General features: G+C 72.0%; 20 protein-coding genes and 1 tRNA gene. 13 read left to right on the top strand and 8 right to left on the bottom strand.

Annotated features, from left to right (window positions below):
• The first annotated feature begins 132 nt into the window (after positions 1 to 132).
• The 3 genes from ACFYT4_RS22460 to ACFYT4_RS22450 all read left to right on the top strand — a co-directional run bounded on the left by ACFYT4_RS22460 (position 133) and on the right by ACFYT4_RS22450 (position 3,285).
• Positions 133 to 846 (top strand): FadR/GntR family transcriptional regulator, encoded by a 714-nt coding sequence (locus ACFYT4_RS22460; RefSeq protein ID WP_389271689.1) that lies wholly within the window; start codon positions 133 to 135, stop codon positions 844 to 846.
• A 724-nt stretch (positions 847 to 1,570) separates the two neighbouring features.
• The gene (locus ACFYT4_RS22455) at positions 1,571 to 2,656 is read left to right on the top strand and encodes an S-(hydroxymethyl)mycothiol dehydrogenase (RefSeq protein WP_389271687.1); all 1,086 of its coding nucleotides are present in this window, start codon (positions 1,571 to 1,573) and stop codon (positions 2,654 to 2,656) included.
• The gene (locus ACFYT4_RS22450) at positions 2,656 to 3,285 is read left to right on the top strand and encodes an MBL fold metallo-hydrolase (protein WP_389271684.1); all 630 of its coding nucleotides are present in this window, start codon (positions 2,656 to 2,658) and stop codon (positions 3,283 to 3,285) included. The genes ACFYT4_RS22455 and ACFYT4_RS22450 overlap by 1 nt, the downstream gene beginning before the upstream one ends.
• Before the next feature lie 6 nt (positions 3,286 to 3,291).
• Here the strand turns inward: ACFYT4_RS22450 and ACFYT4_RS22445 are convergent, their stop codons facing one another.
• Positions 3,292 to 4,206 (bottom strand): pseudouridine synthase, encoded by a 915-nt coding sequence (locus tag ACFYT4_RS22445; RefSeq protein WP_389271681.1) that lies wholly within the window; start codon positions 4,204 to 4,206, stop codon positions 3,292 to 3,294.
• A gap of 126 nt (positions 4,207 to 4,332) precedes the next feature.
• Positions 4,333 to 4,417: transfer RNA gene (locus ACFYT4_RS22440), tRNA-Leu, on the bottom strand.
• A 198-nt stretch (positions 4,418 to 4,615) separates the two neighbouring features.
• Here ACFYT4_RS22440 and ACFYT4_RS22435 point away from each other — a divergent pair.
• The 3 genes from ACFYT4_RS22435 (at position 4,616) to ACFYT4_RS22425 (ending at position 7,276) form a co-directional block, all read left to right on the top strand.
• Entirely contained in the window at positions 4,616 to 5,941 is a 1,326-nt protein-coding gene (locus tag ACFYT4_RS22435) for a M20/M25/M40 family metallo-hydrolase (RefSeq protein ID WP_389271678.1), read from the top strand.
• 178 nt (positions 5,942 to 6,119) lie between these two features.
• Positions 6,120 to 6,353 (top strand): chaplin ChpH, encoded by a 234-nt coding sequence (chpH, locus tag ACFYT4_RS22430; RefSeq protein ID WP_389271675.1) that lies wholly within the window; start codon positions 6,120 to 6,122, stop codon positions 6,351 to 6,353.
• A gap of 152 nt (positions 6,354 to 6,505) precedes the next feature.
• Positions 6,506 to 7,276 carry a chaplin gene (locus ACFYT4_RS22425; RefSeq protein WP_389271672.1) on the top strand — a complete coding sequence of 257 codons (771 nt, stop codon included), beginning with the start codon at positions 6,506 to 6,508 and terminating at the stop codon, positions 7,274 to 7,276.
• A gap of 189 nt (positions 7,277 to 7,465) precedes the next feature.
• On the opposite strand, the gene ACFYT4_RS22420 is transcribed toward ACFYT4_RS22425, so the two are convergent.
• Positions 7,466 to 7,654: a DUF5703 family protein gene (locus ACFYT4_RS22420; protein ID WP_010472255.1), complete on the bottom strand. Its 189-nt coding sequence runs from the start codon at positions 7,652 to 7,654 to the stop codon at positions 7,466 to 7,468.
• 47 nt (positions 7,655 to 7,701) lie between these two features.
• Between ACFYT4_RS22420 and ACFYT4_RS22415 the strand changes: the two genes are divergently transcribed.
• Positions 7,702 to 8,355 (top strand): hypothetical protein, encoded by a 654-nt coding sequence (locus tag ACFYT4_RS22415; protein WP_389271668.1) that lies wholly within the window; start codon positions 7,702 to 7,704, stop codon positions 8,353 to 8,355.
• A 469-nt stretch (positions 8,356 to 8,824) separates the two neighbouring features.
• Here ACFYT4_RS22415 and ACFYT4_RS22410 read toward each other — a convergent pair whose 3' ends face one another.
• On the bottom strand, positions 8,825 to 11,149 hold the full coding sequence (locus ACFYT4_RS22410) for a helix-hairpin-helix domain-containing protein (protein WP_389271665.1): 2,325 nt from the start codon (positions 11,147 to 11,149) through the stop codon (positions 8,825 to 8,827).
• Complete coding sequence (locus ACFYT4_RS22405; protein ID WP_389271662.1) at positions 11,146 to 12,129, bottom strand: aldo/keto reductase; 984 nt, start codon at positions 12,127 to 12,129, stop codon at positions 11,146 to 11,148. Before ACFYT4_RS22405 ends, ACFYT4_RS22410 begins: the two co-directional genes overlap by 4 nt.
• Before the next feature lie 174 nt (positions 12,130 to 12,303).
• On the opposite strand from ACFYT4_RS22405, the gene ACFYT4_RS22400 reads away from it, so the two are divergent.
• Both ACFYT4_RS22400 and ACFYT4_RS22395 read left to right on the top strand, forming a co-directional pair.
• Complete coding sequence (locus tag ACFYT4_RS22400) at positions 12,304 to 13,353, top strand: LLM class F420-dependent oxidoreductase (protein WP_389271659.1); 1,050 nt, start codon at positions 12,304 to 12,306, stop codon at positions 13,351 to 13,353.
• Positions 13,354 to 13,702: 349 nt separating this feature from the next.
• Positions 13,703 to 14,488 carry a ferritin-like domain-containing protein gene (locus ACFYT4_RS22395; protein ID WP_389271940.1) on the top strand — a complete coding sequence of 262 codons (786 nt, stop codon included), beginning with the start codon at positions 13,703 to 13,705 and terminating at the stop codon, positions 14,486 to 14,488.
• Between the two features lie 134 nt (positions 14,489 to 14,622).
• Here ACFYT4_RS22395 and corA read toward each other — a convergent pair whose 3' ends face one another.
• Entirely contained in the window at positions 14,623 to 15,618 is a 996-nt protein-coding gene (gene corA, locus ACFYT4_RS22390) for a magnesium/cobalt transporter CorA (RefSeq protein WP_389271656.1), read from the bottom strand.
• Between the two features lie 83 nt (positions 15,619 to 15,701).
• Between corA and ACFYT4_RS22385 the strand changes: the two genes are divergently transcribed.
• The 4 genes from ACFYT4_RS22385 (at position 15,702) to mshC (ending at position 19,309) form a co-directional block, all read left to right on the top strand.
• Positions 15,702 to 16,397: a histidine phosphatase family protein gene (locus tag ACFYT4_RS22385; protein WP_389271653.1), complete on the top strand. Its 696-nt coding sequence runs from the start codon at positions 15,702 to 15,704 to the stop codon at positions 16,395 to 16,397.
• A 107-nt stretch (positions 16,398 to 16,504) separates the two neighbouring features.
• Entirely contained in the window at positions 16,505 to 17,095 is a 591-nt protein-coding gene (locus tag ACFYT4_RS22380) for a DUF3090 domain-containing protein (RefSeq protein WP_389271650.1), read from the top strand.
• On the top strand, positions 17,059 to 17,889 hold the full coding sequence (locus ACFYT4_RS22375) for an SCO1664 family protein (protein WP_389271647.1): 831 nt from the start codon (positions 17,059 to 17,061) through the stop codon (positions 17,887 to 17,889). Before ACFYT4_RS22380 ends, ACFYT4_RS22375 begins: the two co-directional genes overlap by 37 nt.
• 190 nt (positions 17,890 to 18,079) lie before the next feature.
• Positions 18,080 to 19,309, top strand: a complete 1,230-nt coding sequence (gene mshC, locus ACFYT4_RS22370; RefSeq protein ID WP_389271644.1) for a cysteine--1-D-myo-inosityl 2-amino-2-deoxy-alpha-D-glucopyranoside ligase — start codon at positions 18,080 to 18,082, stop codon at positions 19,307 to 19,309.
• 100 nt (positions 19,310 to 19,409) lie between these two features.
• On the opposite strand, the gene ACFYT4_RS22365 is transcribed toward mshC, so the two are convergent.
• Positions 19,410 to 20,615, bottom strand: coding sequence for a PAC2 family protein (locus tag ACFYT4_RS22365; RefSeq protein ID WP_389271641.1), 1,206 nt, complete (start codon positions 20,613 to 20,615; stop codon positions 19,410 to 19,412).
• Positions 20,616 to 21,145: 530 nt separating this feature from the next.
• A complete protein-coding gene (locus ACFYT4_RS22360; protein WP_389271638.1) occupies positions 21,146 to 21,502 on the bottom strand; it encodes a hypothetical protein in 357 nt (118 codons plus the stop codon).
• Between the last annotated feature and the right edge of the window lie 360 nt (positions 21,503 to 21,862).

Below are 21,862 nucleotides of genomic sequence, written 5' to 3'. Positions count from 1 at the left end.
GTCTGACGTCGACTCCGGTGTCGACATCGGTCCGTCGCGCTACTGAAACCTATTACGTACGACTTATTCAAGTGGTCGAGACCTAAACGTCATACTTTTAAGGTGTGAGGTGCGCCCCGTAGGCTGGGTTTCATGACCACAGCGGGCCATGGCCTCCATACACATGTGCTGGACACCCTTGGCCTCGCGATCACGGCGGGCGAGTACGGACGGGGCAGCGTGCTGCGCACCGACGAGATCGCCCGCCGCTTCGACGTCTCGCGCACGGTCGTCCGTGAAGTGGTCCGCGTCCTCGAATCGATGCGCCTGGTGGAGTCCCGGCGCCGGGTCGGCGTGACCGTACGCCCCATCGAGGAGTGGAACGTCTACGACCCCCAGGTCATCCGCTGGCGGCTGGCCGGGGCCGACCGTCCCCGGCAACTGCGTTCGCTGACCGTGCTGCGGTCCGCGATCGAGCCGGTCGCGGCCGGTCTCGCCGCCCGCAACGCCACCCCCGAGCAGTGCGCCCGGCTCACCGAGTGCGCGCTCGGGATGGTCGCCACGTCGCGCGGGCACCAGCTGGAGCGCTATCTGGAGCACGACATCGCGTTCCACCGGATCGTGCTCACCGCGTCGGGCAACGAGATGTTCGCGCGGCTCGGCGACGTGGTGGCGGCGATCCTCACCGGCCGTACGCACCACCAGGTCATGTTCGACGACCCGGATCCGGCGGCCGTCACCCTGCACGTCCAGGTCGCCGAGGCCGTACGGGAGGGAGACGCGGTCCGGGCGGAAGAGGTCACCCGGCAGATCGCGGTCGGCGCGCTCGCCGAGCTGGACGTCCTCGCGCCGGACCCGGCGACCTGACCCGTGACGGACCCGGGGCACCCGTACCGCTGAGGCTCCCGCTCTCCCGTGGGCTCCTCTGCGCGCGAAGTCCCCGGTCCGAGGCCGGTACCCGGCGCGGTGTCCTCACCCGCGCGCCGCGTGCGCGTCCCGCCCCGGTGCCGGTCCGGCCGGCACGCGCGGTCCCGCGTCCGCGGCCCCAACCTCAGAACTAGCTCAGATCTCTATCTGCGCGGCGGTGAACCCTGACACCATCGCCGGAGGTGCCCGGTACGTGCCGTCGGGCCGTTCCCCGGTGACCACCCCCCATCGTGGCCGAGGCCCGGCCGGCACCCCGAGCGCCCGGCGACGGCGGATCACACCCTCACGAGAGCCCCGAGGCGCCGGGGCCCCTGAACGTATACCGCACAGGTATACAGGCAGGGCTCGCGGAGACGGCGGATTCCGCGGGCCCTGCCGGACAGGTCACCGCCCTCGCCCTCACCACCCCCGCCGCCGGGCCCGACGGCCGACGACGCCCCGGCCACGCCTCTGCGCGAACGCCGCCGCCCAGGGCGGTCACCGCCACGAACGGCCCTGCCCCACCCCGTCGTCCTGCTCCGGCGCGGGGCCGGTCATGCCGTACCCCGGCCGGGAACACACCCGCCGAGACCGGTGTGTACCGTACATCCGGGCCAGCGCGGCACACCGCCGGAACTGTCCGTAGTGTGGTCGACACCGATGTGCGGAGAAGGGCAGGGTTTTGATGTCGCAGCAGGTGCGGGGCGTGGTGGCGCCGGGCCGGGGTGAGCCGGTGCGGGTGGAGACGGTGGTGGTTCCCGATCCGGGACCGGGCGAGGCGGTGGTGACGGTCCAGGCGTGCGGGGTCTGTCATACCGATCTGCACTACAAGCAGGGCGGGATCAGTGACGATTTCCCGTTCCTGCTCGGCCATGAGGCGGCGGGTGTCGTCGAGTCGGTGGGCCCCGGTGTCACCGAGGTCGCCCCGGGTGACTTCGTCATCCTGAACTGGCGTGCGGTGTGCGGCCGTTGCCGGGCGTGCCGACGCGGGCGGCCGTGGTACTGCTTCGACACGCACAACGCCCGGCAGAAGATGACCCTCACGGACGGCACGGAGCTGTCCGCGGCGCTCGGTATCGGGGCCTTCGCCGAGAAGACCCTGGTGGCGGCCGGTCAGTGCACCAAGGTCGATCCCGCGGTGTCGCCGGCGGTCGCCGGGCTGCTGGGCTGCGGGATCATGGCGGGGATCGGGGCCGCGGTCAACACCGGTGAGGTCGGACGCGGGGACAGTGTCGCGGTGATCGGATGCGGTGGCGTCGGCGACGCGGCGATCGTCGGCGCGCGGCTGGCGGGTGCGGGCCGGATCATCGCGGTCGACATCGACGACCGCAAGCTGGAAACGGCGGCGAAGATGGGCGCCACCCACACGGTCAACTCCCGTACCGGCGATCCGGTGGAGGCGATCCGGGAGCTGACGGGCGGGTTCGGCGCGGATGTGGTCATCGACGCGGTCGGGCGCCCCGAGACGTACCGGCAGGCGTTCTACGCCCGTGACCTGGCGGGCACCGTCGTCCTCGTGGGCGTGCCCACCCCGGAGATGACGCTGGAGCTGCCGCTGCTGGACGTGTTCGGGCGCGGAGGTGCGCTGAAGTCGTCGTGGTACGGGGACTGTCTGCCCTCCCGTGACTTCCCGATGCTGATCGACCTGCACCAGCAGGGCCGGATCGACCTCGGCGCGTTCGTCACCGAAACCATCGGCCTCGACGACATCGAGGACGCCTTCACCCGCATGCACCAGGGCGACGTCCTGCGCTCCGTGGTGATGTTCTGATGGCCGCGCGCATCGAACGGCTCGTCACCTCGGGCACCTTCTCCCTCGACGGCGGCACCTGGGACGTCGACAACAACGTGTGGATCGTGGGCGACGACGCGGAGGCGATCGTCGTCGACGCCGCCCATGACGCCGCCGCGATCGAGACCGCGCTGAACGGCCGCGCCCTCCGCGCGATCGTCTGCACCCACGCCCACAACGACCACATCGACGCAGCCCCGGCGCTCGCCGCCGCCACCGGCGCCCCGATCCTGCTGCACCCCGACGACCTGCCGCTGTGGAAGCAGACCCACCCCGACCGCGCCCCCGACGGTGAACTGGCCGACGGCCAGGTCCTCACCGTCGCCGGAGCCGAACTGACCGTGCTCCACACCCCGGGACACGCGCCGGGCGCGGTCTGCCTGTACGCCCCCGCTCTCGCGACGGTCTTCACCGGTGACACCCTCTTCCAGGGCGGCCCCGGCGCGACCGGCCGGTCCTTCAGTGACTTCCCCACCATCATCGGCTCGATCCGCGAACGGCTGCTGACGCTGCCGCCCGCGACGGCGGTCCTCACGGGCCACGGCGACCCGACGACCGTCGCCGACGAGGCGCCCCACCTGGACGAGTGGATCCGGCGCGGCCACTGAGCCGCGTCACCCCCAGCGGGAGAGCCGCAGCCTGCTTTCAAAGCGATACGGCTCTCCCGTCACCGGATCGGTGAACTCCAGTACCTTCGCGAGCAGTTGCAGTGGCCGGGACCAGTCGTCGTCGGCGGGCTCCCGGACGGCCGGAAACAGCGGATCGTCCAGGAGCGGCAGCCCGATCGCGTTCATATGGACCCTGAGCTGATGGGTGCGTCCGGTGACGGGCACCAGCCGGTAGCGACCGAGCCCGCCCCGCCGTTCCACCAGCTCGATCCGGCTCTCGCTGTTCGGCTCGCCCGCCACCTCATGGGCCGCCATCACCCCGTGCTCCTTCACGATCCGGCTGCGTACGGTCCGGGGAAGCTCCACCGCGGGATCGTGACGGGCCACCCCCTCGTACTCCTTGCGCACCCGCCGCTCGCCGAACAGGGTCTGATACGCCCCCCGGTCCTCCTCCCGCACGACGAAGAGGACCAGCCCCGCCGTGAGCCGGTCCAGCCGGTGCGCGGGCTGCAGCCTCGGCAGCCCGAGATCCCGCCGCAGCCGCGCGAGCGCGGTCTCGGTGACATGGCGCCCGCGCGGTGTGGTGGCGAGGAAGTGCGGTTTGTCCACGATCAGCAGCCGCTCGTCGCGGTGCACGATCCCGATCTCGAACGGAACCCGCTCCTCGGGCGCAAAATCCCGGTGGAACCAGAGGTACCGCCCGGCGGTGTACGGCTCGTCCGCCGCGACGCTCCCCTCCACCGAGACGATCCGCCCCTCCGCGAACAGCGCGCCCGCCCGCTCGTGCCCGTACCGAGCCGCCACATGGTCGTACACGGTCGCCCACCGCCCGCCGGGATCCTCCGGCAGCCGGATGCGCACGGGGTCGATCCCGTCACGCTGGGGGAGGGGGCTGGGCGGTGCGGGGCGTCTGCGTCTCACCGACGTGACTGTATGCGGCGACGGCGACCGCGCGAGGCAGTCGCCGGGTGTCGGGACCACGGACACAAAAAAGTGGGCCGTGACCGATGAGTCACCACCCACTGCCCGCACCGCTGTGAAAAAGTGTGTCCGAGGGGGGACTTGAACCCCCACGCCCGATAAAGGGCACTAGCACCTCAAGCTAGCGCGTCTGCCATTCCGCCACCCGGACCAGGTGTCTGCCGTACGGCCTGGGCCGTTCCGACGTGGAAAACCATAGCAAACATTCGGCTGTGCCCGATCACCCTCCACCCCCGTCCCGGGCGGGCGGGCGGCGGCCGGCGGCGGGCGGCCCCGCTCTCTTGGGGTCCGGCTCCCCGCGCGGGAGGATGAGGGGGAACCACCAGCGGCGACAGCGGGAGGAATCAGCGTGAGCGAGTCGAATACGGCCCGTACCGTCTCGGGCGAGGACGAGGTCGTCGACCTCTGCCGTGAGCTGATCCGGATCGACACCAGCAACTACGGGGACCACTCGGGACCGGGGGAGCGGGTGGCGGCCGAATACGTCGCGGAGAAGCTCGCCGAGGTCGGGCTCGAACCGAGGATCATCGAGTCCCACAAGGGGCGCGCCTCCACCGTGGCCCGGATCGAGGGCGAGGACCCCTCCCGGCCCGCGCTGCTCATCCACGGCCACACCGATGTCGTGCCGGCCAACGCGGACGACTGGACGCACCACCCGTTCTCCGGCGAGATCGCGGACGGCTGCGTCTGGGGCCGTGGCGCCGTGGACATGAAGGACATGGACGCGATGACGCTCGCCGTCGTACGGGACCGGCTGCGCTCCGGGCGCAGGCCCCCGCGCGACGTGGTGCTCGCGTTCGTCGCCGACGAGGAGGCCGGCGGGACCTACGGCGCCCGCCACCTCGTCGACAAGCACCCGGATCTCTTCGAGGGCGTCACGGAGGGCATCGGCGAGGTCGGGGGATTCTCCTTCACCGTCAACGAGAATCTGCGCCTCTATCTCGTCGAGACGGCGCAGAAGGGCATGCACTGGATGCGCCTGACCGTGGACGGCACCGCCGGCCACGGGTCGATGACCAACAACGACAACGCCATCACCGAACTGTGCGAGGCCGTCGGCCGGCTCGGCCGTCACACCTGGCCGGTGCGGGTGACCAAGACCGTACGGTCGTTCCTGGACGAGCTCTCCGACGCGCTCGGCACCCCGCTCGACCCGGAGGACATGGACGCGACCCTCGCCAAGCTGGGCGGGATCGCGAAGATGGTCGGCGCGACCCTGCGCAACTCCGCCGCCCCCACGATGCTCGGCGCGGGCTACAAGGTGAACGTCATCCCCGGTCAGGCCACCGCCCATGTCGACGGGCGCTTTCTGCCGGGGTACGAGGAGGAGTTCCTCGCCGATCTCGACCGGCTCCTCGGACCGAGGGTCCGCCGTGAGGACGTGCACGGCGACAAGGCGCTGGAGACCAGCTTCGACGGCGATCTCGTGGACGCGATGCAGACGGCGCTGAAGGCCGAGGACCCCATCGCCCGCGCCGTCCCGTACATGCTGTCCGGGGGCACGGACGCCAAGTCGTTCGACGACCTCGGCATCCGCTGCTTCGGCTTCGCGCCGCTGCGGCTGCCGCCCGAGCTGGACTTCGCGGGAATGTTCCACGGGGTGGACGAGCGAGTGCCCGTCGACGGCCTGAAGTTCGGGGTGCGAGTGCTTGACCGCTTCCTCGACGCGTGCTGAACCGGATCGGGTGAGGTGCCCCGGTACGTCCGGTGAAACGGACCTCCAATAATCGTCCCTCTGTGCGCTGTTGACTGAAAAGAGTGAAAGGAACATCGCGCTCGTAGCCCCTGCGCCCCCTCCTCGTTACAGGTGTTGCGGTCCGCGGCTGGGACCGCATTGCCAACAAGGAGGAATAATGATCAAGAAGGTCGTCGCTGCTGCGGCTGCCACAGGTGGTCTGGTGCTCGCCGGTGCGGGCGTGGCCATGGCCGACTCGGGTGCTCAGGGCGCTGCCGTGGGCTCTCCCGGTGTGCTTTCCGGCAACGTTCTTCAGGTCCCGGTCCACGTGCCGGTGAACGTGTGCGGCAACACGGTCTCCGTGATCGGGCTTCTGAACCCCGCCTTCGGCAACACCTGCATCAGCTCCTGATGTTGTGACTCGACCCGTGAGGGTTCGGGTGTGAACCCGAGCGGTCCCGGAGTGCGTGCCATGCGCTCCGGGACCGCCCGGCATTTCCGCCCCCGGGCGAACGGGCCCCCGGCGGAATTCCTGACGAGGCGAAGAAGGCAGGGGAACCACCTATGCGACAGGTCACTCGTAAGGGCCTGATCACCATGGCCGCGGCGGGCGGGGCGCTCGCCCTGGGCGGCGGCTACGCGCACGCGGGCGCCGGGGCGGCCGGAGGGGCGTCCAACTCTCCGGGCGTCGCGTCCGGGAACACGGTCCAGGTGCCGGTGAGCGTTCCGGTGAACGCGTGCGGCAACTCCGTGAACGTCGTCGGTCTGCTCAACCCGGCGTTCGGCAACACCTGTGCGAACAAGTCCGGCACCGGCAGCCACGGCACCGGCACTCCCGGGACCGGAAATCCGGGCTCGGGCACCCCCGGGACCGGGAACCCGGGCTCCGGCACCCAGACCGGAGGGGGCTCCTACGCGAGCGGAAGCACATCCCACTCTCCCGGTATCGGCTCCGGCAACCACATCCAGGCCCCGGTCGACGTCCCGGTGAACGCGTGCGGCAACACCGTGAACGTCGTCGGCCTCGGCAACGCGGCCACCGGCAACGACTGCGGCAACAACGCCGTCACCCCGCCGGAGAAGCCCGTCAAGCCGGAGGAGCCGGGCAAGCCCGAGAACCCGGGCAAGCCCCGCGAGAGCGAGCCCGCGAACCCCGGCACCAAGCCGGCCACCCGTGACGGGAACGACCCCGTGGTGCAGACCGCCGCGCGCTCCGACGACTCGGAGGCCCTCGCGCACACCGGCGCCGGCTCGCTGGGCCTGATCATCCCGGCCGGCGCGGGCCTGCTGCTCGGTGGCGCGGTGCTCTACCGGAGGGCCCGCGCCTCCGCCTGAGCCGTACGGCCGGCTCCGTACGCCTGAGCGGTACGGCAGGCTCCGTACCGCCGTACCCCTTCCGGTCGCCGGCACCGTCCGTGCCCGGCTCGGGGCGGGGCGTGACGGCGTGCGGTGGCAGGGCCGACCGCCGCGGGACAGCACGGAAACCGAGAGGGCCTCGCCACGACGAGGCCCTCTTCGCGCTGATCACCAGGTGGCGCGCACCTGACGGATGATGCGCCGGCGCAACCGCACTCTGCGGCTGCCGTCCCGGTGCAGACTCAGTCGGTCCAGTTCCCAGTGTCCGTACTCGGCATGGTCGGTCAGCAGACGGGTCGCCTCCCTGCGGGAGACCCCGCGCGGAACGTACACGTCGACAAATTCGTATTCCGGCATCGCATCTATTGTGCGGGCAGAGCCCCGGTACGGATAGCGTCTGCACTATGTCTGATGCTGCGCAGCCCACCGCTGCCGAGGTACGTGCCGCCGCCGAGGCGGTCAAAGCCGCACTGGACCGTCACCTCGCGGCGGTCGAGAACCGCACGGGAGAGGACGACCCGGCCGTCTACGAAGCGTTCAACGCGCTGGCCGTCGCCGCGGAGGTCTACGACGAGCGCCTCTACGACCGCTACGACGAGGTCACGCCCTTCGAGATCCCGGGAGCGGAGGACTCGCTGCCGCCCTACGCGGGCCCCGACGAGCCGAACGCCCTCAGCGTGCTCATCCGCCGTGACTACGCGGTGGTGGAGCCCCAGCGGCTGCTGGCACAGGCACAGCGCATCGCCGATGTCGACTCCGACGACGGCCCCGACGGCACGATGGTGGGCGCCGGCGTGCATGCCGCGCTCGGCGTGCTCTTCGGGGAGTACGAACCTGACGAAATCGCCTCCCGGCACAAGGAATTCGGTCTGGAGGAAGGCGACTCCACTCTCTGGGTGTCGGCCTCCGACGAGGTGCCCGAGCCGGGCGAATGGCTGAGCGCCCCCTTCGAGCAGGCGGACTCGCAGCGGGTGATCTGCCGCTTCGACGTGAGCGCCGTCTTCGACGAGGACGATCTCGGCCAGGACCTGGACGACCTCGACGAAGTCCGTCGCTGACGGGCGGGGGGTGGTTTTTTAGAGCGCTGGGTTCGCCTCCGGGGGTGGTTCTTGAGCGCTCGGTTCGCCTCCGAGGCTGTTCTTTTAGAGCGCTCGGTTCGCCTCCGAGGCGCCTTAGCGTGTCCCGACGGTCGATCGTGCTCGACCGCTCGTTCCTCGCGGCCTCCGCGCGTTCTCCCTTTCGGCACCCGCGCGCCTCTTCGGCTCACTCGCGGAAGACCCGGGAGCCCCCCGCCCCACGGCAGCGCCCGCGCGCGTCTTCGGCTCATTCGCGAGGGAGCCGAGGCGTGGTGGCGGGTCTGCGATTGCAGTCTTGGCGTGGGGCTGTCCTGGGGTGTGGGGGCGTGCTCCGTTTCGGTGCCCGCGCGCCTCTTCGGTTCACTCGCGGAAGGCTCGGGAACCCCCCCACCCCACGGCAGCACGCACGTGCCTCTTCGGCTCACTCGCGGAGCACCCGGACGCCGACCGGTCACGGTGTCGGGGCCAGGAGACCCTCCAGCAGTGGACGGAGGCGGGTCGTGCGCTCCTGGGACGGGATGTCCGCCACCGCGCGCGGTAGCGCCTGGTCCGCGCCGTGGACCACCGAGAGATGGCGCGCACCCCGGCTGAACGCCGTGTAGACCCATGAGCGGCTGAGCCCCTGCGCCGCGTCGCCCGGCAGCACCACGACCGCCGCCGGCCAGCGCATTCCCGCCGCCTGGTGCGCGGTCATCGCCCAGCCGTGCCGGACCGCCGGCTCGACCCGGTCCTTCGGCACGGTCACCGGGCCGTCGGCGCACTCCAGGCGCAGGCCCTCCGCGTCCGCCGAGACCACGGTGCCGGGCACGGTGCGGCCCGGGGCCGGGGTGTACGCCACCCGGTCGCCGGGGTCGAAACCGCCGAACCGGCCGGGGCCCGGGTTCAGCCGCTGCTTCAGGGCCGTGTTCAGCGCGCGGGTGCCCGCGGAGCCGCCGTGGCCGACCGTGATCACCTGGGTCTGCTCCGTGGGCACCCCGATCGCCCGCGGTACCGAATCCGCGACGAGCTGCACCGTACGGTGCACGGCCTCGCCCGCGTCCCGCACCGGCACGATGACGACCTCTCTGCCAGGTGACTCCACCTGGTTCAGCTCGCCGATGCCGATCCCCGAGACCAGCTCGCCGATGGGGCCCGGATCAGGGGTCCGGGAGGCGACCTGGGGGCACACGCGGGCGGCCAGCAGATCCGCGAAGACCCGCCCGGCGCCCGCCGAGAACAACTCGCCCGGGTCACCGCTGAGGACGAGCCGGCCGCCGTCCGGCAGGGACTCGACCAGCATGGCGGCCGTCTCCACATCCAGGCGCGGCGCGTCCAGGACCACCAGCAGGTCCAGCGCCAGCGCGCCGTCCCCGTCACGGCCTGGCCCCTGCGTACCGGACAGCAGCCCGGAGACGGTGACCATCGCGCGGTCGGGGCCGTCGTGCCCCTGGGAGCTGTGGACCGCGACGACCGCGCGCAGTCCGAGCGCCTCGGCGGCGTCCGCCAGCGCGATCGGCTCCGCCCGGGCGGCCTCACCGCCGGTGTGGACGACCAGGCCGCTCGCCGCGACCGCGCGGATCAGCTCGGTCGTCCCCGCATCCCCATCACCCCACCGGGTGTCGGCGCCCGCCCTGGCCAGCCGGGCCAGTCCGTCCGCGAGGCTCTCCTCCGCCAGCGCGTACCGGTCGAGGCCCAGCAGAACGGGGGCTTCCGGCTGCTCCGCCGACTCCTCGTCGCCCGTCCCGCCGTCCGCGTCGGCGTCCGGCCCCCCACCGTCCTGGAACAGCAGCACGGCACCGTCGGCGACGGCCTGCCGGAGGGCCTCGTCCGGATCCGGCACCGACAGCTCGGCCAGCGCTCCCCGTACGGAAGAGGACTCCAGCGCCGTGTGCCCCTGGAGGGCCGCACGCTCCAGCCGCCAGGTCACCAGGGCCGCCGTACGCCGCTCGTCGCCCGGGCCGCAGTCGGCGCCGAGCAGGGCGCGGGCGAACCCGTCGGCCTGCTCGGGCCGCACGCCCGGCACGGACAGCAGCTGCCAGGGGTCCTCCCGCAGCACTCCGTCGGCGCCCTCCCCGAGCACGTCCGCGACCCGTCCGGCGAGGGCCTCGGGCGCACCGCCCTCGGCGAGCACCGCCCGGACGGCCGCTACGGCCCCGGGCGCGGCCGGCCTCGGGCCGCCCTGTTCACCGGCGGCGGACCGGTGGACCGGCCCGGCCACCGGATCCCGGGGGGCTTGGGACGCGGCCGGTGCCGACCGGGGGACCGGGGGCGCGGCCGGTGCCGGGGTGTCGTAGAACGTGCTTCCCGACGTCTCGCCGCTCTCCACCGCGCGCACGGCCGCCAGCAGATCGGCCGCCGTGCCGCTCAGCTTGGATCCGCTCGTGATGGGCGCTTCCTTCTCGGCCTTCCGCCGCTCGATCCGCGCCCGCAGCTCCCGCTGCGCGGCAAGCTCCGCCTCGGCCTCGGACAGTTCCGCACCCGAGGCGGCGCCCGTGCCCGCGTCCGTTCCGCCGTCCGAGCCCGTGCCCGGGGCCGTGCCCGCGTCCGCCTCCGGGGCCGTCTCCCGGTCCGGGGCTGTGTCCGGGGCCGGCTCCTGGTCCGGGGACCCGTCCCTGTCTGCGTCCGGGAGATCGGCCGCGACGGCGTCCCCGCCGGAGGGCCCGCCCGGGGTGTCGCCGGGGCCCGGCGCACCCGCCCCGGGCGAGCTTGAGGTCTCCTCCACACCGGCCGCTTCGTCCGCGGACGTGTGGTCGTCGGCCGGGGGTTCGGGGTTCGGCCCCCGGGAAGGCACGGTCACAGCGTGCTCCAGTCCTGGTCGGGATAGCGGTGCACGGGCGCCGACACATCGTCGAGCGCCTGGCAGATCTCGTCTGGAAGCGTAAGCGCCTCCACTGACAAAGCCGCCGTGAGCTGCTGCGCGTTGCGCGCGCCGATGATCGGGGCGACCACACCCGGCCGGTCCCGCACCCAGGCGAGCGCCACCTGGAGGGCCGTCGTCGCCAGCCCGTCCGCAGCCGTCGCCACCGCGTCCACGATGCTGCTCGCGGTCTCGTCGAGATACGGCTCCACGAACGGCGCGAGCTGCTCGGAGGCACCCCGCGAGTCCGTCGGCGTCCCGTGGCGGTACTTGCCCGTCAGCACCCCGCGCCCCAGCGGCGACGACGGCAGCAGTCCCACGCCCAGGTCCAGCGCGGCGGGCAGGACCTCGCGCTCCACGCCCCGCTGGAGCAGGGAGTACTCCATCTGCGTACTGGCCAGCCGCGTGCGCACCCCCGGGGACGCCAGCTGCCAGGTCGCCGCCTTGGCGAGCTGCCAGCCGCAGAAGTTCGACACGCCCGCGTATCTCGCCCGGCCGCTGCTCACGGCGATGTCCAGGGCCTGGAGGGTCTCGTCCAGGGGGGTGAGGGGATCGAAGGCGTGGACCTGCCAGAGATCGACGTACGTCGTCCCCAGCCGCTCCAGCGATTCGTCGAGGGCGGCGAGCAGATGGCCCCGCGAGCCGTTGAAACGGCGGTCCGGATCGGGCACGCTGCCCGCCTTGGTCGCGATCACGAGATCACGCCGTGGTACCAGCCGCTCGACGAGCTGCCCGAGCAGATACTCCGCGTCCCCGCCCCCGTACACGTCGGCGGTGTCGACCAGTGTCCCGCCGGCCTCCCAGAACGCCTTCAGCTGGTCGGCGGCGTCGTGCTCATCGGTGTCCCGGCCCCAGGTCAGGGTGCCGAGCCCGATCCGGGACACGCGCAGGCCGGTGCGGCCGAGATGCCTCTGCTCCATGAGCGCTGAGATTACTGGCCGGGGCCCGGCCTCGCGGGAGCCTGTGGACAACCACCGGCACCGGCGCGGTGCCACCGGCCGTCCGCACAGTGAGCAAACTCTCCCCGGACGGATCGACCCGGCCGCGCTAGAGTCCCCGACAAGAACATTACTGATCGGTAAGAGGGAGCTTTCATGCGGCTCGGCATCAACCTCGGCTACTGGGGCGCGGGAATGGACGGCGACAACCTCGTGGTCGCCAAGGAGGCCGACAGGCTCGGCTACGACGTCTGCTGGGCCGCGGAGGCGTACGGCTCCGACGCCCCCACCGTCCTCAGCTGGGTCGCGGCTCAGACCGAACGGATCGACGTCGGCTCCGCGATCATGCAGATTCCCGCCCGCCGGCCCGCCATGACGGCGATGACCGCCGCCACCCTCGACTCCCTCTCGGGGGGCCGCTTCCGCCTCGGTCTCGGCGTCTCGGGGCCCCAGGTCTCCGAAGGCTGGTACGGCGTCAGGTTCGACAAACCGCTCGCCCGCACCCGGGAGTACGTCGAGATCGTCCGCCGGGCGATGTCCCGCGAGCGCCTCTCGTACGAAGGCGACCACTGGACCCTGCCGCTGCCCGGCGGCCCGGGCAAGCCGCTCAAGCTCACCGTCCACCCCGAGCGCGAGCACATCCCGCTCTACATCGCCGCCATCGGCCCCAGGAACCTGGAGCAGACCGGTGAGATCGCCGACGGCGCGCTGCTGCTGTTCTCCGCCGCCGACCAGCTGGAGGACACGGCGCTCGCCCATCTGCGGGCGGGCCGCGAGCGGGCCGGGAAGACCCTGGAGGGCTTCGACGTCTGCCCGACCCTGCCCCTGGCCCTCGGCGACGACGTCAACGCCCTCGCCGACATCTTCCGGCCGTACACCGCGCTGTACGTCGGCGGCATGGGCAGCCGCACGCAGAACTTCTACAACCGGCTCGCGCAGCGCATGGGGTACGAGAAGGAAGCCGCCGAGATCCAGGACAAGTACCTCTCCGGCGACAAGGAGGGCGCGGCGGCGGCCGTTCCGCACCGGCTGATCGACTCCACCACCCTGCTGGGCTCCGTGGAGCGGATCGCCGAGCGGATGCAGGCGTACGCGGCGGCCGGTGTCACCACGCTGACCCTCGCCCCGGCCGGATTCTCGCTCGACGAGCGGATCGCCGCACTCCGCGCGGGCACCGAGGCGCTGGAGCGTTCCGGCCTGGCGTAGCCCGGCCCGGCCCGCAGCCCGGACGGTCGCTCCGGCCAGCCCGCGCCGGGCCCCGGCCCGGTCCTCCGTGCGCTCCCGCGCCGACGGGGGCTCCGGTGCGGTGGATTCCGCGGCCGTGGTGGGGGCTCGGGGGGTCTCCCCGCCACGGCCGTCACGCGTACAACGCTCGGGCACCCGCCTCGGTTACTGCCCTTCGCGGCGGCCGCCCGGCGCACCACCCTCCAAGCCGCCCCCGCACCGGCGGGCACGGATGTCGTCCGTTCGGCGCAGTTGTCCCACTCTGCTGTTGCCAGCACCCCGATACCGCACTTGACTCTTTCTTTGCGGATGCTTTCAGGAGGTGGCAGTAGTGCTCTCGGCCCGAAGCCTGTTCCAGGAAATCCTCGACAACGACCACTCCTACCGGCTCTTCTGCTCCATCGCGGCCAGCGGCGAGGCACAGGGAGGCTGGGAGAACGCCCGTATCGCCGCCCTCGTGCCCGAGAGCATGCGGGCCCTCGCGCCGAGGATCACACGGCACGGCGCGGACGAGGACAAGCACGGCCGGATCTTCCAGGCGCTGCTCAGGAAGCGCGGACTCGAACCCGTCCCCGTACCGCCCGAGACGGACTACACCATGCTCCTGGAGCGACAGGGCATCGGCCTCACCCACGACAAGCTCCGCCGCGAGGAACCCCTCGGTGAGGAGGACATCGTCGTCTACCTCTCGCACAGCAGGGTCACCGAGCAGCGTGCCGCCGACCAGATGGTGATGCTGGTGAAGTACTTCGGCGACCACCCCGAGGTCGGCAGAGCCATCAAGATGATCAGCAAGGACGAGGACAACCACCTCGCCTACTGCCACGAGGAACTGCTGCGCCTGGCCTCCGACGGACACGGCCGCACCATCCACCGGGTGCTGCGCGAAAGCGCCCTCGCCGAGATCAAGGTCTACCGCGATGTGAGCCTCGCCGTGATGTCCCACATGGGGCGGCTGCTGCACTGGCCCGCGCCCAAGGCGGCCGCGCTCGCGGCGGGCATCCACGGGATGTACGCGTACGAGAGACTCGGCGGCTGGCACCGGATGATCAGCCTCCGGATGCCCGAGCGCAGGGGGGCGCTCGACGGGCCGCCCAGCGCCGCGCCCGCCTTCTGAGGAGCCCGTTCCGGCGAGCACGTACCGAGGAGGACCGCTTCCGGGGAGGACCTTCCGGGAGAACCGTCCGGGGCGGCCTTCCGGGGAGTCGCCGGGCGCCGCGGACCCGGCGCCCGGCGACTGCCCGGCGCGCCCTACAACCAGCCCCGGCGCTTGAACAGCCGGTACAGGCCGTAGACCGTGCCCGCCATCAGCACCAGCACGGCGGGATAGGCCCAGACCCACCGCAGCTCCGGCATGTGGTCGAAGTTCATGCCGTAGATGCCCGCGACCATCGTGGGGACCGCGGCCATGGCCGCCCACGCCGAGATCTTGCGCATGTCGTCGTTCTGCCGCACGCTCTGCTGCGCGAGATGGGCGGCCAGGATGTCCGACAGCAGCCGGTCCAGGCCCTCCACCTGCTCGTACGCGCGTGTCAGATGGTCGCTCACATCCCGGAAGAACGGCCGTGAGTGCTCGTGCACGAACGGCACCTCCGCGCTCGCCAGCCGGGTCATCGGCACCCCCAGCGGCCCCGCCGCGCGCCGGAACTCCAGCACCTGGCGCTTGAAGACGTAGATCCGGGCCGCGGTGGCGCGTGCCGGCCCTCCGCCCGTGGGGGAGAAGACGTCGGCCTCCATCTCCTCCAGGTCGGTCTGGAGCTCCTCCGCGACCTCCATGTAGTGGTCGACCACGGCGTCGCTGACCGCGTACAGCACCGCCGTCGGCCCGTGCCGGAGCACGTGCGGCTCGGCCTCCAGCCGCTTGCGTACGTCCGCGAGCGGGGACCCCTCGCCGTGGCGGACCGTCACCACGAACGAATCGCCGATGAAGAGCATCAGCTCCCCGGTGGTGACCTTGTCGCTCTCCTGGTCGTACACGACCGGCTTGAGGACGACGAACAGCGAGTCGTCGTAGACCTCCAGCTTGGGGCGCTGATGGGCCCTGAGCGCGTCCTCCACGGCCAGCAGATGAAGCCCGAACTCCTGCTTGACCAGGTCGAACTCTTCCTCGGTGGGCTCGTACATCCCGATCCACAAAAACGCGTCACCGCTCGCGCGCGCCTGTGCGAGCGCCTCCGAGAGATCACCGGGGCCCTCGGTCCGGCGACCCTCCCGGTAGATGGCGCAGTCCACGATCACAGCGCGCATTCTTCCCTGACCATGCCCCCGGCGCACGCCGGAGGCGCACCGCCGCGCACCCGCCGAGCGCGGATCGGCCTAGGCTGACGGGCATGGCAACGCTGATCCTCGTACGTCACGGACGCTCCACCGCGAACACCGCGGGGGTGCTCGCGGGCTGGACCCCAGGGGTTCATCTCGACGAGCGGGGCGCCGCCCAGGCAGCCGCGCTGCCGGAACGTATCGCCGCGGTACCGCTCGCCCTCGCCGTGAGCAGCCCCCTGGAGCGCTGCCGGGAGACGCTCCAGCCCCTCCTCGACGCCCGGCCGGGTCTGGACCTGCGGACCGACGCGCGGATCGGCGAGTGCGACTACGGCGACTGGTCGGGCCGCAAGCTCAAGGAGCTCAACGGCGAGCCCCTGATGGAGGTCGTCCAGCACCATCCCTCGGCCGCCGCCTTCCCCGGCGGGGAATCCATGCGGGCCATGCAGGCACGCGCCGTCGAGGCCGTACGCGAGTGGAACGCGCGCGTCGACACGGAGCACGGCGACGACGCGGCCTACGTCATGTGCTCGCACGGCGACATCGTCAAGTCGCTCGTCGCCGACGCGCTCGGCATGCATCTCGATCTCTTCCAGCGGATCCATGTCGAACCGTGTTCCATCACCGTGATCCGCTACACCCGGACCCGGCCCTTTCTTCTGCGGCTCGGCGACACCGGGGACTTCGACGCCCTCGCGCCGCGCGCGGGCGACGAGGAGGGCGGAAGCGGGAACGCCGTCGTCGGGGGCGGCGCGGGCGCCCCGTGATCGGCTTCAGCAGTAGGGTGGACGGGCCGAATGCCTGTATGGCCCGCGCGGCTTGTGCCGACCGCGGCCGGCATTGATCATTTCCGAGTTTTTGAGGGAGACACAGCGTGTCCCGTCAGGTGTTCCTCTACGATCCGCCGGACCGTTTCGTGGCCGGCACGGTCGGGCTGCCTGGACGCCGTACGTTCTTCCTCCAGGCCTCGGCCGGAGGGCGCGTCACCAGCGTGGCCCTGGAGAAGACCCAGGTGGCCGCGCTCGCCGAGCGCATCGACGAACTGCTCGACGAGGTCGTGCGCCGTACCGGGGGCAACGCCCCCGTGCCCGCCGTCGCCCCCGCGGACGTCGCCGACACCGCGCCCCTCGACGCCCCCGTGGAGGAGGAGTTCCGCGTCGGCACGATGGCACTGGCCTGGGACGGCGAGGAACAGCGCATGATCGTCGAGGCCCAGGCGCTGGTGGAGCTCGACGCCGACTCCGACGAGGACCTCGCCGAGGCCGAGGAGCGGCTGCTCCAGGACGAGGAGAACGGGCCGCCGATGCTGCGCGTCCGGCTGACCGGGGCGCAGGCGCGTGCCTTCGCCAAACGTGCCCTGGACGTGGTGAACGCGGGCCGTCCGCCGTGTCCGCTGTGCAGCCTCCCGCTCGATCCGGAAGGACATGTATGCCCGCGCCAGAACGGATACCGACGGGGAGCGTGACCTCCCTGGACCTGCTCACCAACGGCGAGCTGACCGTACGCGGCCGGGTCCGTGAGGCGTCCAACGCGGTGCTGTTCTGCTCCGTCTCGTACGCGGGGGAGCGCGCGTCCTGCGTCTACAAGCCGATCGCCGGCGAGCGCCCCCTGTGGGACTTCCCGGACGGCACCCTCGCCGAGCGCGAGGTCGCGGCCTACGAGGTCTCCGAGGCGCTGGGCTGGGGCCTGGTCCCTCCGACGGTCCTGCGGGACGGTCCCTACGGCCGGGGCATGGTCCAGCTCTGGATCGAGGCGGACGCCGGCACCGCCGCCGACCGGCCGCTGCTCGCGCTCGTCGAGGACGAGGAGCCCGGCGACGGCTGGAAGGCGGTCGGGCTCGCGGAGGTCGGCGAGGGCCGCACGGCGCTCCTGGTCCACGCGGACGACGCCCGGCTGCGGCGGCTGGCGGTCCTGGACGCGGTGATCAACAACGGCGACCGCAAGGGCGGCCATCTGCTGCCCTCGGCCGACGGCGCGCTGTACGCGATCGACCACGGTGTCACCTTCAACGTCGACGACAAACTCCGCACCCTGCTGTGGGGCTGGGCCGGCACTCCGCTCCCGCCCGAGTCCCTCGACGCCCTGCGCGCCCTGGCCGCCGCGCTGGCTCCCGGCGAGCCCCTGGCCACCCGCCTGGCGGAACTGCTCACCCCCGCGGAGGTGGAGGCGGTGCGATCCCGGGTGCGGGGCCTGCTGGCGTCGGGCGTCCACCCGGCCCCGTCGGGCGACTGGCCGTCGATTCCCTGGCCGCCGATGTGAGCGCGATGTGAGCCCGATGCGCGTACGTACCGCGTGAAGCGATGCGCCTACGTACCGCGGGAATACGTGCCGCTGCGACCGCGTCCTGTTCCGCCACCGGCCTCGACCGCGCCTGACATCCGCTCCGGGCCGCACAAGATCCGCAACCCGCGGGTGGGTACTCACCAGCCGTGCGGTTAGGCTCAATGGCATGTATGCCTGGCCCCCTTCCGAAGTCCCCGCCCTGCCCGGCAAGGGCCGCGACCTTCGGATCCACGACACCGCGACCGGAGGGTCCGTCACCCTCACCCCCGGTCCCGTCGCCCGTATCTACGTTTGCGGCATCACGCCGTACGACGCCACCCACATGGGTCACGCGGCGACCTACAACGCGTTCGACCTCGTCCAGCGCGTGTGGCTCGACACCAAGCGCCAGGTTCACTACGTGCAGAACGTGACGGACATCGACGATCCGCTCCTGGAGCGGGCCGTGCGGGACGGCCGGGACTGGACCGAGCTGGCGGAGCGCGAGACCGCGCTGTTCCGCGAGGACATGACCGCCCTGCGGATGCTCCCCCCGCGGCACTACATCGGCGCGGTCGAGTCGATACCGGGCATCGTCCCGCTCGTCGAGCGCCTGCGGGACGCGGGAGCCGCGTACGAACTCGACGGCGACGTGTACTTCTCCGTGGAGAGCGACCCGCGCTTCGGCGAGGTCTCGCACCTCGACGCGGAGGCCATGCGCCTGCTGTCCGCCGAACGCGGCGGCGACCCGGACCGTCCGGGCAAGAAGAACCCGGTCGACCCGATCCTGTGGATGGCCGCCCGCGAGGGCGAGCCCAGCTGGGACGGCGGCAGCCTTGGACGAGGCAGGCCCGGCTGGCACATCGAGTGCGTGGCCATCGCGCTGGACCACCTCGGCATGGGCTTCGACGTCCAGGGCGGTGGCTCGGACCTCGTCTTCCCGCACCACGAGATGGGCGCGTCGCACGCCCAGGTCCTCACCGGTGAGCACCCGTTCGCCACGGCGTACGTCCACGCGGGAATGGTCGCGCTCGACGGCGAGAAGATGTCGAAGTCCAAGGGGAATCTGGTCTTCGTCTCCCGGCTGCGCCACGACGGCGTCGACCCGGCCGCCATCCGGCTCGCGCTGCTCTCGCACCACTACCGCGCCGACTGGGAGTGGACCGACCAGGTCCTCCGGGACGCGGTGGACCGGCTCGGGCGCTGGCGCGCGGCCGTCTCCCGCCCCGACGGCCCGTCCGCCGAGGCCCTGATCGAGGAGATCCGCGACGCCCTCGCCGACGATCTCGACGCCCCCGCCGCACTCGCCGCCGTGGACCGCTGGGCCGCCGTCCAGGAGGCTCACGGGGGTACGGACGAGGGGGCGCCCGGCCTGGTCTCCCGGGGGGTCGACGCTCTGCTGGGTGTGGCGCTGTAGGGGGATCGTGCCACTGCGGCTGTCCCGGTGACATGACGAGGGGCGGTGCCGGAAGCTCCGGTACCGCCCCGCCGTTCTCACTGCCGTCGCCCGCGCGGAGTCACTCCTTGGGGGGCGAGGAGTCCCCCTCGTCGCCGTCGCCGCCCGAAGCGGCTCTCGGCTCCGTATCGGCCTCGGGTTCCGTTTCGGCTCCCGGCTCTGTCCCGGGCTCCGGCTCCGTGCCGGCCTTCGGCTCTGTCCCGGCCTTCGGCTCCGTATCGGCTCCGCGCTCTTTCTCGGCCCTGGGTTCCGGATCGGCCCTGGGCTCCGTCCCGGGCTCCGGCTCCGAACGCTGCGGTTTCGACGGCTTGTTCAGCCCGCTCGCGGGATCCCGCAGATAGGAGCCGCCGGGAGTGATGTCCCCGCTCTCGGTCGCCACTCCGGGACCACCGGGACCACCGGGACCGCCCGGCCCGGCGCCGGGACCGCCGTCCCGCCGCCGCAGATACCGTTCGAACTCCCGGGCGATCGCCTCGCCCGACGCCTCGGGAAGCTCCGCGGTGTCCCGCGCCTCCTCCAGCGTCTGGACGTACTCGGCGACCTCGCTGTCCTCTGCGGCCAGTTGGTCCACGCCCAGCTGCCACGCCCGCGCGTCCTCGGGCAGTTCGCCGAGCGGGATGCGCAGCCCGACCAGATCCTCCAGCCGGTTGAGAAGCGCCAGCGTCGCCTTGGGGTTCGGCGGCTGCGAGACATAGTGCGGCACCGCGGCCCACAGGCTCACCGCGGGCACCCCCGCGTGTGTGCACGCCTCCTGGAGGATGCCGACGATCCCGGTCGGCCCCTCGTACCGCGTCTCCTCCAGATCCATGGTCCGGGCCAGATCGGAGTCCGATGTGACCCCGCTGACCGGCACCGGGCGGGTGTGGGGCGTGTCCCCGAGCAGTGCGCCCAGGATCACCACCATCTCCACGCCCAGTTCATGGGCGAAGCCCAGGATCTCGTTGCAGAACGAACGCCACCGCATGGACGGCTCGATGCCCCGCACCAGGACCAGATCCCGTGGGGTGTCTCCGCCGACGCGGACCACGGAGAGCCGGGTCGTGGGCCAGGTGATCTTCCGTACTCCGCCGTCCAGGAACACCGTGGGCCGGTTGACCTGGAAGTCGTAGTAGTCCTCGGCGTCGAGCGCCGCGAACACCTCGCCCTTCCATTCCCGGTCCAGATGCGCGACCGCGGTGGAGGCGGCGTCGCCGGCGTCGTTCCAGCCCTCGAACGCGGCCACCATGACCGGGTCGATCAGCTCGGGTACCCCCTCGAGCTCGATCACCCAGTGCCTCCTTCCGAAGTTCCCTGTTCGTACGCCCCAACCTTACGGCTTACGGGCCACCCCGCCGCAGCCCCGGTGCACGGCCGGGTGAACTTCGGTTGCCCGGTGCATACACCGGGCAACCGTCCCGATCGATCGAAGATTCATCCGAGCTGTCATCGGGATTTCCGCACCGTTGTTTCCGAACCCCTTCCCGGCTTGCTGGGAATTACCCCGAGTAGGTGGGCGTCATACATCGGATGACCAAGAGGTCGGATGTTCTCTCGGAGGAGCGGCGGAGCGGCGGCCCGGAGGGCGGTCGGCGACGGTCCGTGGGAGCAACGCGGGGCAACCGGACGACTGCCGGGACCGGCGCGGCCGACCGCGGCCGGGGCGGGCGGGGCAACGTCCGTGACGAGGACAAGGCCCGGCTCTCACGGTCCGTGTGACGCCATCTCGCCGTGCTCGGCCGGTACTCCCCGGAGCGGGCGCCGGTACTCCCCGGAGCGGGTGAGGGCGCCGGTGATGTACGGCGGCCGGGGCGGCCCGCGTCAGCGCCCGCGCCGCGGCCGGCCGATCCGGCGGCCCGGACCCCGCCGGAGACGGAGGGCGAACGGCCGGGCCGGCCGCCGGCTTCCCGCAGCGGGCCGACGACGGGCCCGGCCGCGGTCCGGTGTCCACTGATCGTCGGGCGACAGCACCGGTGCCTTGCGTTCCGCCTGCGCCCGGATCTCGTGGTGCGATTCATGAGCGGTCACACGGAACGCCTCGTCGTAGGAGGCCAGGGCCGAGGTGATGGCCGCCCCGGCGACTCCGCGGCGACGGACGTGGGACGCCAGCCAGGTGAAGAAGCCGATGACCACGGCGAGACCGACCCCGAGGAACAGCAGCGGCACCAGGTCACGCATGCGTCCGGGCCTCCGTCCGGTGCGGGCTCGCTCCGGACCGGACGGCGTTCGCCGCCGTGCCGTCCGCTCGGCGCATCGGCCACGGCTCCGTACCGGACATCAAGGCTCTCTCCCGTCACTCCTCATTCGCGGTGCGCCGGATACGCACAACCCCGGTGTCCAGGTCGACCAGGACGCGGCCGGGGTCCTCCGCCGGTCTGACGTTCTTGCGCACGCGCTCCTCCTCGGCGGCCCGTCTGACGGCCCGTGCCGCGGGATCGCCTTCCTAGACGAGTCATTCCGAATGATCAGTGGTCGTATGCGGTCAAGGATCGTGTGACGGGCTGGCGGGTCTTGTGGTTGTGCCAGATCGCGGCGGCC

The organism is Streptomyces sp. NPDC004609 (genome assembly GCF_042873655.1).
Lineage (GTDB): Bacteria > Actinomycetota > Actinomycetes > Streptomycetales > Streptomycetaceae > Streptomyces.
This window is presented reverse-complemented; position numbering and strand designations above follow the sequence as displayed.

What these genes read in the sequence shown, in the direction of transcription:
- ACFYT4_RS22420 (WP_010472255.1), bottom strand. Translation starts at nt 7,654, where the DNA reads ATGCCGGAATACGAATTTGTCGACGTGTACGTTCCGCGCGGGGTCTCC.
- ACFYT4_RS22450 (WP_389271684.1), top strand. Translation starts at nt 2,656, where the DNA reads ATGGCCGCGCGCATCGAACGGCTCGTCACCTCGGGCACCTTCTCCCTC.
- ACFYT4_RS22425 (WP_389271672.1), top strand. Translation starts at nt 6,506, where the DNA reads ATGCGACAGGTCACTCGTAAGGGCCTGATCACCATGGCCGCGGCGGGC.
- ACFYT4_RS22400 (WP_389271659.1), top strand. Translation starts at nt 12,304, where the DNA reads ATGCGGCTCGGCATCAACCTCGGCTACTGGGGCGCGGGAATGGACGGC.
- chpH (WP_389271675.1), top strand. Translation starts at nt 6,120, where the DNA reads ATGATCAAGAAGGTCGTCGCTGCTGCGGCTGCCACAGGTGGTCTGGTG.
- mshC (WP_389271644.1), top strand. Translation starts at nt 18,080, where the DNA reads ATGTATGCCTGGCCCCCTTCCGAAGTCCCCGCCCTGCCCGGCAAGGGC.
- ACFYT4_RS22385 (WP_389271653.1), top strand. Translation starts at nt 15,702, where the DNA reads ATGGCAACGCTGATCCTCGTACGTCACGGACGCTCCACCGCGAACACC.
- ACFYT4_RS22405 (WP_389271662.1), bottom strand. Translation starts at nt 12,129, where the DNA reads ATGGAGCAGAGGCATCTCGGCCGCACCGGCCTGCGCGTGTCCCGGATC.
- corA (WP_389271656.1), bottom strand. Translation starts at nt 15,618, where the DNA reads ATGCGCGCTGTGATCGTGGACTGCGCCATCTACCGGGAGGGTCGCCGG.
- ACFYT4_RS22375 (WP_389271647.1), top strand. Translation starts at nt 17,059, where the DNA reads ATGCCCGCGCCAGAACGGATACCGACGGGGAGCGTGACCTCCCTGGAC.
- ACFYT4_RS22455 (WP_389271687.1), top strand. Translation starts at nt 1,571, where the DNA reads ATGTCGCAGCAGGTGCGGGGCGTGGTGGCGCCGGGCCGGGGTGAGCCG.
- ACFYT4_RS22415 (WP_389271668.1), top strand. Translation starts at nt 7,702, where the DNA reads ATGTCTGATGCTGCGCAGCCCACCGCTGCCGAGGTACGTGCCGCCGCC.
- ACFYT4_RS22460 (WP_389271689.1), top strand. Translation starts at nt 133, where the DNA reads ATGACCACAGCGGGCCATGGCCTCCATACACATGTGCTGGACACCCTT.
- ACFYT4_RS22360 (WP_389271638.1), bottom strand. Translation starts at nt 21,502, where the DNA reads ATGCGTGACCTGGTGCCGCTGCTGTTCCTCGGGGTCGGTCTCGCCGTG.